The organism is Synechococcus sp. H60.3 (assembly GCF_047462295.1).
Taxonomy (GTDB): domain Bacteria; phylum Cyanobacteriota; class Cyanobacteriia; order Thermostichales; family Thermostichaceae; genus Thermostichus.
This window is the reverse complement of the sequence record NZ_JANSIY010000036.1, coordinates 5,188-15,790: the sequence shown is the minus strand read 5'-3', so window position 1 is coordinate 15,790 and position 10,603 is coordinate 5,188. Positions and strand designations below refer to the sequence as shown.

Here is a 10,603-nt window from a genome sequence, read left to right as displayed (position 1 = left end):
CCCGGTCGCCCCGAAGATGACAGGGTCATCCGGGGCCGGCCTTTGGTACTCCTAGGCAGGGATCGGCTGCGCTTTGTGCCCTTTGATCCCGACACCATGACCCAGCTCGACAACCTTCGCCAGCTCATGCCGGATGTCACGGACTTGTTTGTGGCGGGCTTGTGGCTGGTCAAGGATGGCCAGGCCCTTTCGCCAGCGGAGATTGACTCGTTTCGCCTCTCCAGCGCCGCCGAGTTCCGCCCCCGCGCCTTTTTTGGCGTAGACAACCAGGATCAGGTGGTAATCGGGGTTACCAAAACCCACGTCAATGCCGCCATCCTGGCCAGCCTGCTGCCCAAAACCGGGATCCGTGAGGCGGTGCTGCTGGACTCTGGCTTCAGCACCTCACTGGTCTACCAAGGGGAGATCCTCGCCACCGGCCATGCCGGCCCCAACCAGCCCAGCCGCCCTGTCCCCCACGCCATTTTGCTCTACGACCTAACCCGTCTGTGGAGGGAGGATCCCCGCCCGCAGGAAAGGGCCGCTTCCACAACCGATCGGGTGGAAGGGCTGGTGCAGCTTCTGCCGGCTAGCGACCAAGATGCAGCCAAAGCCTACCTGAACAGCGTTCTGGCCGGCCAGCGCCTTCTAAGGCGGGGGGAGCGGGGCCCGGCCGTGGTGGCGGTGCAACTGGGCTTAAGCCGTCTGGCCGCTCAGCAGGGACGGCTGGATCTGCTCCCCTCTGGCCCTGATGGCGTGTACGGCCAAGAACTGGCCCAGGCTGTGGCAGAGTTGCTGCTGGCCGATACTCCCCTGGTGGCGGGAACGGCAACCCCATCCAGCATCGATGCTCACCTGCTGCAACGGCTGCTGGAGCGGGTTAATCTCGCCCCAGCCTCTGTGTTGGTGGATACCCGTCTAGAGCGGCCAACTTGGCCTCTGGAGCGCAAGCCAACCCGGAAGCTGCTGCCGAGAGCGGCTCTGGAGTAGATTTAGGGGACTTCGACTTTTCTGGATCCAACTCCTTGGGGATCCAACCTTCCCTGCCATCCTAGGCCCTCGCGGAGAAAGACAGGCCTACCGGCAACAAACACGCCCATAACCCGGAAGGGCTTCTCCCGCAAGATCACCAGGTCGGCCCTCAGCCCTGGGCAAAGAGCCCCCCGATCCTGGAGGCCAACGGCCTGGGCAGGGTTGCGGCTGACCAAGGCTATGGCCTGGGGTAACTCCAAAGCCTGCTTTTCCGCCAGGGCAAAGGCAGCTCTTAGCGCGGCAGCCGGCGAGTAGTCGGTGGCCAGAGCACCTAGGGATCCCGCCTTCAGGGCTTGCAGGGCGGAGAGATTGCCCACATGGGAGGATCCCCTGAGGGCGTTGGGGGCACCCATGACCACCAGCAAGCCCAACTGTTGGGCTTCGCCAGCGGCCTCCAGCGTGACCGGGAACTCGCTAATCTTTACGCCCAGCTTGGCCATCAACTGAACCTTGTCAGAGGAATCGTCGTCATGGGAAGCCAGCGTGACTCCCCGCTCTTTTGCCTGCTGGGCCAGCTCGGCAAGGGCAGGGAGAACTTCTAGCTGGGATGGGTTCCTGAGGCTGGCGGCAACCTCCTCAGGCTGCTGGCCCAGGTGACGGGCCATATAGCGAACGTAGTCTTCTAGGGTCGGGAACTGGCCTTGGCCAGGCGTGTGATCCATAAACGAAAGGAGATCCACCCAACCTTGGCTGAGGGCGTGGCGAACGGCTGCTGCTCCCAAGGGGCGAGAGACTTCGTAGCGGGCATGGATCCGCAAGTCCAGCGACAAATGGGAACGCAGGGCAACCAATTGCTCGGCCAGGGCCAAAGCGGTCTCCGGGCTGCGCCAACCAGGCAGGCCCTCCCAAAAGGACAGGGTGACAAAAGCAGTGGTCATGCCTGCTGCCAGAGCTCGGTTTTCCCAAACCTCCAGGGCCATCTCGGCAGCCAACTGTACCCCTGGCCGCGGCTCCAGCTCCGGCTCTAGGCTGTCGGCGTGGAGATCGATGACGCCAGGGACGAGGGTTAACCCCTGTAAAGGGATTCCTTCGTCCACCTGCCCTTCTCGAATCTCGGCAATCCACTCCCCCTCCAGCCGCAGGGATCCCAGCGGGAGCACTTCGTCAGGGAGAACCAGCTTAAGTCCGGACAGCCACATCTTGCTTCTCCTCCAGGTGGTAGGTTTTGTCCACCAAGCCCGCCACGTCTTCTGGCGAGTGGAAAACGCCAACAAGCGCAGTTCCCTGCTGCTTCAGAAGGCGAAGGCGCTCCCGCAGAGCTTTCCTGGCCCCTGCATCCAAGCTGGCCGTGGGCTCATCCAACAGCAGCAAGGGATAGGGATGAATGAGCGAGCGGGCCAGGTTGAGCTTTTGTTTTTCGCCCCCAGAGAAACCCGTGGGGAAAGCCTCCAGTAACTCGGGCTTTAGGCCCAGCTCCAGGAGCAGCTCTGCCGCCCGCTGCCGTGCTCGGCTTTCTTCTACACCTCGCCACAGCAGCGGCTCCGCCACCAGCTCCAGGGCGGTGGTGCGGGGTCGGGGATCCAGAAACTGGCTGACATAGCCGATGTACTCCCGCCGGATCCACAAGATCTCGCGATCCCCCAAACGCGCCAGATCCACCCTTCCGCGAGGAGTCTGCAGAAGGATCTGCCCCCCTGTGGGACAGTAGCTGCGATAGAGCGTCCGCAACAGGGAAGACTTGCCGGCGCCATTGGGGCCCTCTAGGAGCAGCAACTCCCCTGCTTGTAGGGAGAAGCTCACCTGTCTGAAAGCCAGAACCTCCCGTCCCAGCCGGTGCAGGAAAAACCGCTTTTCCAAATCGATAACTTGCAGCATCTCTCTACAGCCTTGCGGCAACCAAATCCTGAGTAAAGGGGTGGCGGGGATCCTCCAGCACCTGGTCGGCGAGGCCTTCCTCTACCACCTCTCCTTGGTGCAAAACCACAATGCGATCCGCCAATGCCCGTACCACTGAGAGATCGTGGCTAACCAAAATCAGACTCATCCCCAACTGCCGCTTGAGGCGGCGTAGGGTGTCCAAGAAGGTTGCCTGCACCAGCAAATCTAAGCCAGTCGTTGGCTCGTCCAAGAGGATGGCCGTTGGCTCTTGAGCCAAGGCTTTGGCAATCTGCACCCGCTGCCGCTCCCCTCCCGAAAGGAAAGTAGGCGGATCCCCAGCCCGCTCCAGGGGGAAGTCTGCCCTCTCCAGAGCTGCCTGCGCTTCCTTTTGCAAAACTTCAAATCGCCGTTCCCCCTTGAGCACAAGGGGCTCAGCAACATTGGTTAGGGCGGCAAAGCCCATGCGCAGGGCCTGGGCAGCTTCTTGATAAACCATGGCCAAGTGACGCCGCGCCGCAGGTCGCTCATAGGGAGAAAGCGACAGCAGATTACACCCCTCCCAGCCGGGGAGGTTGAGCCAGTATTCCCCTTGCGCCGTCTCCTGGAGATAGAGAATTCTCAAAAGGGTGCTCTTGCCGCTGCCAGAAGCCCCCACCACCCCCAGCACCTCCTGGGGATAGAGCTTGAGGCTGACGTTCTTGAGAGCCCAGCGATCCCCGTAGGCTTTCCAAACCTTGACCAGTTCCAGCAAAGGCCTTTCTTCAACCATGCTGCTTCTCCCCAAATAAAGGCCCACTTTCTTTGCCAGCTAGGAGTTTTTCCATATAGCCCTGGTCGGAGATCTCGTAGGCCAAGCTGCCATCCTCCTGGGGAATGGCGTTGAGAAAGACGTGGCGGCAACCCGTGCGGCGGCAGGATCCCACAATGGGTTCCGGCTGGAAGGGTCGATCCACAAAGGCCAGAGGTTCTACCTGCGTGTAAGGGGGGACAGCATAGATCCGCTTCTCCCGACCGGCGCCAAAGAGCGTGATGTGGGCTGCCTGGTGCAGCTTGGGCAGATCCCAGCGGGGGAGGGGACTGGGATCCATCACATAGCGGCCGTGCACCAGAACGGGATAGGCTGCTCCCTTGCGGCTGTGGCCGTAGTGCAAGTGTTCTTCAAACAGGTCCACCCACAGCAGGCTGTAGTCCCCCAGGGCATGCAGCTCCCGCGCCTTGGCATCGGAAGGCTCCACGTAGCGCAGGGGTTCAGGGATCGGGACTTGCAGGATCAAGATTTGTCCTTCTTGCAGTCGCTCCTCCGGGATGCGGTGACGGCTTTGGATGAGGGTTGCTTCCAAAGCATCGGTGGTGGTTCGAGCTCCGCTGACGTGGGCAATGAAGCGGCGCAAGTTGGCAGCATTAACCGAGTCATCCGCTCCTTGGTCGATGACCTTCACCACATCTTCCGGCCCCACGAGGCTGAGAGTAAGCTGCAGGCCGCCCGTGCCCCAGCCGCGGGCCAGGGGCATCTCTCGGCTGGCAAAGGGAACTTGATATGCCGGTATGGCCAAAGCCTTGAGAACCTTGCGCCGAATTTCTCGCTTGGCTTCAGAGTCCAAGTAGGCGTAGCTATGCTTAGGGTTCAAGAGCAGCCTCCTGATGGCTCATCCAATTGCTGAAGAACGTTACATAGTGAGGCAGTTTGTAGTGCAGGGCAAAGCCCGAAGCCTCCACGGGATCCGTGTGTACCAGAACAAACTCCTCGCTGCGGGCCGGATGGGTGGGGCGATCCATCTCCAAATCCAACATTGCGCCCGCGATAACCCGCCCCTCGTTCCAGCCCAAGCTGGCAGCAAAGCCTAAGCGGTATCCCTTCTCCCCATGCCCGACGACTTCTGCAAAGGCCAAGCGGATCCGCCCCAGGCGAAAGCTGCCTCCCCGCACCGGGTGGATAGCCCGCACCTCGAGATAGCCCACCCCCAACTCCGCCACTGTTGGGTGGGTGTGGACGTTGTAGGCCCGCATGGCGCTGTAGGCGAGGGCCAGGAGTCCCCCGGTGTCCCCTCGCGCCAAAGCTTGCAGGCGATGGGCTCTTGGCGCCGGAAACAGCAGCGGCTGCCGCGTTAGATCCGGGATCTCTTCCTCTAAGTCTTTCTCTGCCACTGGATCTTCTTCCAGCAGGCCTTGCTCTTTTAGCCAGGTTCGCACCGAAGGGTAGCGCTGGGGAGCAGCCGTGGTCTCTGGCTCCACCCCTTGGGTTCCGGAAAAACCCAGCAGACGCAGGCTGTAGTCGAGGGTGGGGCCGAGGACTTGGCCGCCGGGAATGCTCTTGAAGGCTGAAGAAAGCCGTCGCACCAGGAGCAAATCTTCTTTTTTCTGAAGCTGCGCTTTGCCCAGGCGAGGAAGGGTAGTTCGATGAGCTCGCAAAAGCAGCAGCGCTTCGTAGAGATCGCCCCCTGTCTGGGCCAAGGCCTCAGCAGCCAGCTCTGGAGCCCAGAGGCCAGCTTCCGCCATCACCTGATCCAAAAGATAGGGCAAGTAGCTGGCCAGGCCCTTACTCGACTGACCTGCCCCCCTCGGCAACAATTCGCGAAAAAGGGCTTCGGCATTGAGAATGGCCTCCTGACTGCCCCGCGCCACCACGTAGCCCATCAACCCACCTCCACACTTCGCGGTATGCCTACTACATGCTGCCCGTCGGTAAGCAAGATGTCCACTCCCAAAGGGTAGGCCGAGATCTGGGAGCGCAGCCGCCAAAAAGCAGGGGGCAAATCCACAGCCAAGCGCACCTCCCCAGCAATGCCGGGGCCCTTGAAGACAAGAGGGGATCCCTGGCCCCAGCCAGTTCCCAGGATGAGAGTTGCCCCGCTCTCCGGCTCCAGGTAGGTGCCCCTCTTAAGAACCGAGAGGGTTTCCCAGCCGGCAGGCAAATCCGCCAGCCGCTCGGCAAAGACAAAGTCCGCCGCCTCCAAGGCCACGGGCCGAGGAGCCTGACCGCGCAGATCTAAGAGCAGCCAGTCTGGCGCCCAAACCCCCACATTTCCATCCACCAGGGTAGTCCCAATGAGGCGGAAGGCTTGGCGCAGCGAGTGAGCTGGCAAGCGCCAAAGCCGGCCAGGGTAGCTCAGCGCCATCACCAAGGTTCGGAAGACCTGTTGGCTTTGCCGTTCGGCTGCAGGTATGGGCACGCTCATAGCGTCTCCACCTCCAAGCGCGTGGTGGCCACCTTGCGCCAGAGGCGCTCATCCTTCTCCTGGAGATGTTCCTGAGCTTCCAGGGCCAAGGCCTGGATCCGATCTTCAGCAATCCCCGCTTGCAACGCGGCATCCAGGTAAGCCAGGGAGCGGGCCAGGCGCGGCCGTTCCCCCAGCACCATTCCATAGCCTTCCACTCCCTTTCGGGGGAAGCGCAGCCAAACCTCGTAAACCAAGACTTCTCCCAGATAAAACGGCGTACCGCTGCGCGAGTCCTGGAAGGGGAGCAACAGCAGGCCTGCCCCTTCCTTCAGCTTCTGGCTAGCTCCCAGAGCGGGCCGTACCTCCCGCGCCAGAGCCACAACTGTCTTTTCGGGAGCCTCCTGCAGCAGCTCCAGGATTTCAAGAGCCTGCACCCTCACCTCCTATACCAGGGATTGGCGAATTCGCGCCGAGACCTTGTCGATTGTAAACACGGTTAGCAGAATGAGCAAAATGATGGTGGCGGCGTCCTGAAAGCGGAAGGCCCGCACCGTCTGCATCAAATCGAAGCCGATACCACCAGCTCCCACCAAGCCCAAGACTGTTGCCGAGCGCACATTGACCTCAAACAGGTAGAGCGTCACCGAGTAGAAAGCTGGGGCCACCTGCGGCCAAAAGCCATAGACAAGAACCAGCAGAGGATGGGAGCCCGTAGCCCTCACGGCCTCCACCTGCCCCATATCCACTGTCTCAATGGCCTCGGAGAGCAACTTGCCTGCCACTCCAGCCGTGTGCAGCGTCAACGCCATGATCCCTGGGAGAGGCCCCAAGCCAATGGCAGCCACAAAAACCAGGGCCAAAACCAGCTCGTTGAGTCCCCTAAGGATATCCATCAGCCCGCGGACAGCCAGATAGACCACAGGAGAGCGGATGACATTCTTGGATCCCAGGAAGGCCAAGGGAAGCACAAGGAAGGTGGCCAGAAAAGTGCCCCAGAAAGCCATGATCAGGGTCTGGAGCAAAGAGTAAAGAAAAGCTGGCAGAAAGTGCAGGCTGGGCGGAAAGAAGCGAGCGACAAAGGCAGCACTCCTCCCCAACCCAGCCAGCAGCCTGACTGGTGAGATCTCAGCCGGCCCTGCTGTCAGCAGGAGAGTCAAAAAGACCATCCCGCCGAGGAGAACACTGAGGCGATCTCTCCGTTTGAGCTCTGCCGGTAAGGGGGGCAGTTTCTTAGAGTTGGCACTCAGGTTGCTTAAGAGCATTGTTAACCTTGCGGAAGGGATCGTAATCCTTGTCGCTGGCCGGCTCAAAACCCTTGAGACCGCGAGCTTCTAGCCATTGCTTGCCTTCCGGTGTGTTCTCGTACTCTAGGTAGGCCGTGCGGATGGCTTCTTTGAGGTCTTCCGGCAGGTCTTTGCGGTAGGCCCAGGGAGAGGAAGGGATCGGATCGGACTTCCAGATCACCTCAAAATCTTCCAAACCCTTAATTTGGCCCTTCTTGGTGGCAATGCTGATCCCGGTATCCCAAGTCACCCCCACGGGAATGGTTCCCTGAGAGACTCCCAGGATAACCGACTCATGGTTGCCGGCAAAGGCAACTTGCCTAAAGTACTCCTTGGGCTTGATCTTGGCCTCTAGACAGAAGTAAGCCATGGGCACCTTGAAACCAGAAGTGCTCTCCGGGTCAACGAAAGCAAAATCTTTGCCCTTGGCAGCTTCTAGAGTTGTAATGCCACTGCCCTTCTTGGAAATCATCAGAGAGTGGTAAACAGTGCCCGAGCGAACAGAATCTTCCTTCACAAAGGCTTCGATGGGGGCATTGGCTTTTTCAATCGCATCGACGTAAGAGGCGGGCCCATAAAAAGCAACGTGGGTCTTCCCTTCCGCCTGGGAGAGCATCACAGCCGTGTAGTCACCAGCCACGAACAAACGCACCGGGATCCCCAATCTCTCTTTGAGGTAGTTCAGGAAAGGCGCATAGCGGGCTTCGTAATCAGCAGCACTCTCCACCGGCACTTCAGCAATGACCAGCTCCTCGGGCCAGTTCTGCTTCTGCGCCAACACCGGCACCCAACTGGCAAAGCCCAATAGGAAAGCCGCTAGAGCCAAAACCTTTCTTCTCCGCATGAGTATTCTCCTCTGCAGCTGACTTGAAATTGAAATTGATTGAAGTTGAGTTTGAGCTTACCTGTCCTCAAGCCGTCAAGGCTGAGGGCAACCCTCCGAGGGTTTGAGAGGCTTCCTCCTCCCCGAAGTAGAGATCCTTCTCTTTTTCAGAGGTGAGAGCCGAGACTGGCCCATCAAAGAAAACCTGCCCATCCTTGAAGGCAACAACTCGGTTGGCGTAATGGCGCACCATCTCCAGGTGATGCAGGGTCACTAGGAGCGGGATGCCCTGTCGACGAACCATTCCCAGCAGTAAATCCATGATCACCTGCGCATTTTTGGGATCCAAAGCCGAGATGGGTTCATCTGCCAGGATCAGCGCCGGCTCTTGGATCAAGGCGCGAGCAATGCCCACCCGCTGCTGCTGTCCCCCCGAAAGAGCATCGGCCCTCTGCCAGGCGTGCTCGAGAAGCCCCACCTCCTCCAGTAGCCTTTCTGCTTGGGCCAGATCTTGCTCCGAGAACTGCCGCAGCAAGCCCTGGGTAAGATTCAGGTGGGGCAGGCGCCCAATCAGGACGTTCTCCAAGACAGTCAGGCGGCCAATGAGCTGAAAAGTCTGGTAGATCATGCCCGTACGCTTGCGCACCTGCTGTAGACCCTCTCCTCCGCCTTCGTGGAGGGGGAAAGAGCCAACCCAGACTTTTCCAACGCTGGGCCTAACCATTCCCTTCAGGAGCTTAAGGAGGGTGGACTTCCCAGCGCCAGAGGGGCCAATCAGGGCCACAACCTGGGCTCCATCGCCAAACAAGTCGAGGCAAACCCCTCTTAGGGCAACTTTGTTTTTAAAGGTGACCCAGAGGTTTTCTACCCGGATGCGCATTGCTCCCCCTCGGCGCGCGAAAGCTCGGTATCAAACTTAGCAGCTTGACTTTAAGTCACAACTAAAACCAGGTTAAGCCCAGGTTAAAATCCCCCTAGCGGCAACAAAAACCGGGCTGGGCAGGAGGAGGTACCCTGGGGAGAGCTGGCTTTGCTATCTTGCTTTTTATGCTCTCTTTGGATTCCTACCCTCTATGATTGCTGCCTCGGACTCCATTCCTTCAGCGGATCCGCCCCGCGCTCTTCTGCCGGAGGGGATCACTCATCTGGACAGCCTCCGCTACAACGAACAGGGTTTGATCCCGGCCATTGTGCAGGACTACCTGGACGGGACGGTGCTGATGATGGCCTGGATGAACCGGGAATCGCTGCAGAAAACGCTGGAGACAGGCCGCACCTGGTTCTGGAGCCGCTCCCGCCAGGCGTTCTGGCCCAAGGGGGAAACTTCTGGCCACGTGCAGTGGGTCAAACAAATCCGCTACGACTGCGACAGCGACGCGCTGGTCATTTTGGTGGAGCAGGTGGGAGATGCGGCCTGCCACACAGGAGCGCGGAGCTGCTTCTTCCGCACCCTCCCAGAGAAGGAAGGGGATCCCATCCCGGCCGCCGATACCCTGTCGCAGGTGTTTGCCGTGATCAAGGCCCGCCAGGCGGATCCCCGTCCCGATTCCTACACCAGCAGCCTGCTGGCCAAGGGAGACAACGCCATCCTGAAAAAACTCGGCGAGGAGACGGCTGAAGTGGTGATGGCGGCAAAAGAGGGGGACAAGACTGCCCTGGCCGACGAGGTGGCGGATCTCTGGTACCACTGCCTCGTGGCTCTTGCTCACTATCAGGTGGATATTCGGGATGTCTATCGCCAACTCCAAGCCCGTCGTTCCCCTCAGTGAAGGGGCTTTGTCCGAAGAGGGGGAGCCGCTTTTGGAGGAGATGGATCACCCCCCACCGTTAGATCAACCGATAGCCAAGATCCACTTGGATTTGCAGGCTGGGCGACGGGGCCAAGTGGATCTGGAGACCGATCGGGAGACTTTGGCCCGTTACCTGCGCGGCCATAGCCAGTGGATCCAGCGCTGCTTCCGGCCATTGCAGGTGGAGCCCCTCTCTGCCGACACCTACAAGCTGCAATTTTTCCGCATGGGTGGGCTGGGGTTTGAGCTGGAGCCCTGCTTTGGGGTGAAGATCTGGCCGGAGGAAGATTACCTGTTTCGGCTGACTTCGACTGAGCTGCCGGGGGAGGCCGCCCTGCCCTATCGGGTAGATTGCCAGGCCAGTTTCCGGCTGGAGGAGCTACCGGGATCCCCTGCCACTACCCGCGTCCACTGGGATCTTCATCTCGATATCCGGCTGCATTTGCCCAAGTTTTTGCAAGTCCTGCCGCGCAAGTTGGTTCAGAGAGTGGGCAGCCAGGTGGTGCAGCAGGTTACCCGCAGCCTTAGCGATCGCTTTACCCACAATGTCTGCAGCGATTTCTATGGCTCCATTGGCCGTCCCCATCACTCCTATCGCTTGGTTGCGGTGGAAGATGGGGCGTGATACGGTAAGGGGCAAATGTGTTGCGGGTGGGCTGCTCGGCCTTTCCTGGCAACCGGTGATGGGGTTCGCCGCAACCGCCTCAGGCAGGTTCTAAG

Annotated in this window: 13 protein-coding genes; 3 read left to right on the top strand and 10 right to left on the bottom strand. The window is 60.1% G+C overall.

The window, feature by feature from the left end:
• Window positions 1–969 (top strand): phosphodiester glycosidase family protein (locus tag NW841_RS05730; RefSeq protein ID WP_414385768.1); only part of this gene is annotated, 969 nt, incomplete at its 5' end.
• A gap of 2 nt (window positions 970–971) precedes the next feature.
• Here NW841_RS05730 and NW841_RS05725 read toward each other — a convergent pair.
• The 10 genes from NW841_RS05725 to NW841_RS05680 form a co-directional block, all read right to left on the bottom strand.
• Window positions 972–2,150, bottom strand: a complete 1,179-nt coding sequence (locus NW841_RS05725) for an alpha-D-ribose 1-methylphosphonate 5-triphosphate diphosphatase (protein WP_414385766.1) — start codon at window positions 2,148–2,150, stop codon at window positions 972–974.
• On the bottom strand, window positions 2,131–2,826 hold the full coding sequence (locus tag NW841_RS05720) for an ATP-binding cassette domain-containing protein (protein ID WP_414385764.1): 696 nt from the start codon (window positions 2,824–2,826) through the stop codon (window positions 2,131–2,133). The genes NW841_RS05725 and NW841_RS05720 overlap by 20 nt, the downstream gene beginning before the upstream one ends.
• 4 nt (window positions 2,827–2,830) lie before the next feature.
• Window positions 2,831–3,598: an ATP-binding cassette domain-containing protein gene (locus tag NW841_RS05715; RefSeq protein ID WP_414359329.1), complete on the bottom strand. Its 768-nt coding sequence runs from the start codon at window positions 3,596–3,598 to the stop codon at window positions 2,831–2,833.
• Window positions 3,591–4,457, bottom strand: a complete 867-nt coding sequence (locus NW841_RS05710; RefSeq protein ID WP_414385761.1) for an alpha-D-ribose 1-methylphosphonate 5-phosphate C-P-lyase PhnJ — start codon at window positions 4,455–4,457, stop codon at window positions 3,591–3,593. Before NW841_RS05710 ends, NW841_RS05715 begins: the two co-directional genes overlap by 8 nt.
• Window positions 4,447–5,463: a carbon-phosphorus lyase complex subunit PhnI gene (locus NW841_RS05705; RefSeq protein ID WP_414334502.1), complete on the bottom strand. Its 1,017-nt coding sequence runs from the start codon at window positions 5,461–5,463 to the stop codon at window positions 4,447–4,449. Before NW841_RS05705 ends, NW841_RS05710 begins: the two co-directional genes overlap by 11 nt.
• A complete protein-coding gene (gene phnH / locus NW841_RS05700) occupies window positions 5,463–6,005 on the bottom strand; it encodes a phosphonate C-P lyase system protein PhnH (protein WP_414370753.1) in 543 nt (180 codons plus the stop codon). Before phnH ends, NW841_RS05705 begins: the two co-directional genes overlap by 1 nt.
• The gene (phnG, locus tag NW841_RS05695) at window positions 6,002–6,421 is read right to left on the bottom strand and encodes a phosphonate C-P lyase system protein PhnG (protein ID WP_414370755.1); all 420 of its coding nucleotides are present in this window, start codon (window positions 6,419–6,421) and stop codon (window positions 6,002–6,004) included. The genes phnH and phnG overlap by 4 nt, the downstream gene beginning before the upstream one ends.
• A gap of 9 nt (window positions 6,422–6,430) precedes the next feature.
• Complete coding sequence (phnE, locus tag NW841_RS05690) at window positions 6,431–7,249, bottom strand: phosphonate ABC transporter, permease protein PhnE (protein WP_414385760.1); 819 nt, start codon at window positions 7,247–7,249, stop codon at window positions 6,431–6,433.
• Window positions 7,218–8,114 (bottom strand): phosphonate ABC transporter substrate-binding protein, encoded by an 897-nt coding sequence (phnD, locus tag NW841_RS05685; RefSeq protein WP_414385758.1) that lies wholly within the window; start codon window positions 8,112–8,114, stop codon window positions 7,218–7,220. The genes phnE and phnD overlap by 32 nt, the downstream gene beginning before the upstream one ends.
• 67 nt (window positions 8,115–8,181) lie before the next feature.
• Window positions 8,182–8,973 (bottom strand): phosphonate ABC transporter ATP-binding protein, encoded by a 792-nt coding sequence (locus NW841_RS05680; RefSeq protein ID WP_414385756.1) that lies wholly within the window; start codon window positions 8,971–8,973, stop codon window positions 8,182–8,184.
• Between the two features lie 193 nt (window positions 8,974–9,166).
• Here NW841_RS05680 and hisIE point away from each other — a divergent pair, with 193 nt between their 5' ends.
• Window positions 9,167–9,862: a bifunctional phosphoribosyl-AMP cyclohydrolase/phosphoribosyl-ATP diphosphatase HisIE gene (hisIE, locus tag NW841_RS05675; RefSeq protein WP_414370762.1), complete on the top strand. Its 696-nt coding sequence runs from the start codon at window positions 9,167–9,169 to the stop codon at window positions 9,860–9,862.
• The gene (locus tag NW841_RS05670) at window positions 9,822–10,508 is read left to right on the top strand and encodes a DUF1997 domain-containing protein (RefSeq protein ID WP_414385754.1); all 687 of its coding nucleotides are present in this window, start codon (window positions 9,822–9,824) and stop codon (window positions 10,506–10,508) included. The genes hisIE and NW841_RS05670 overlap by 41 nt, the downstream gene beginning before the upstream one ends.
• Window positions 10,509–10,603 lie beyond the last annotated feature (95 nt).

Excerpts from the sequence above, each read along its gene's own strand:
- NW841_RS05725 (WP_414385766.1), bottom strand. The coding sequence starts at position 2,150 with ATGTGGCTGTCCGGACTTAAGCTGGTTCTCCCTGACGAAGTGCTCCCG.
- NW841_RS05720 (WP_414385764.1), bottom strand. The coding sequence starts at position 2,826 with ATGCTGCAAGTTATCGATTTGGAAAAGCGGTTTTTCCTGCACCGGCTG.
- NW841_RS05715 (WP_414359329.1), bottom strand. The coding sequence starts at position 3,598 with ATGGTTGAAGAAAGGCCTTTGCTGGAACTGGTCAAGGTTTGGAAAGCC.
- NW841_RS05705 (WP_414334502.1), bottom strand. The coding sequence starts at position 5,463 with ATGGGCTACGTGGTGGCGCGGGGCAGTCAGGAGGCCATTCTCAATGCC.
- phnH (WP_414370753.1), bottom strand. The coding sequence starts at position 6,005 with ATGAGCGTGCCCATACCTGCAGCCGAACGGCAAAGCCAACAGGTCTTC.
- phnE (WP_414385760.1), bottom strand. The coding sequence starts at position 7,249 with ATGCTCTTAAGCAACCTGAGTGCCAACTCTAAGAAACTGCCCCCCTTA.
- phnD (WP_414385758.1), bottom strand. The coding sequence starts at position 8,114 with ATGCGGAGAAGAAAGGTTTTGGCTCTAGCGGCTTTCCTATTGGGCTTT.
- NW841_RS05680 (WP_414385756.1), bottom strand. The coding sequence starts at position 8,973 with ATGCGCATCCGGGTAGAAAACCTCTGGGTCACCTTTAAAAACAAAGTT.
- hisIE (WP_414370762.1), top strand. The coding sequence starts at position 9,167 with ATGATTGCTGCCTCGGACTCCATTCCTTCAGCGGATCCGCCCCGCGCT.
- NW841_RS05670 (WP_414385754.1), top strand. The coding sequence starts at position 9,822 with ATGTCTATCGCCAACTCCAAGCCCGTCGTTCCCCTCAGTGAAGGGGCT.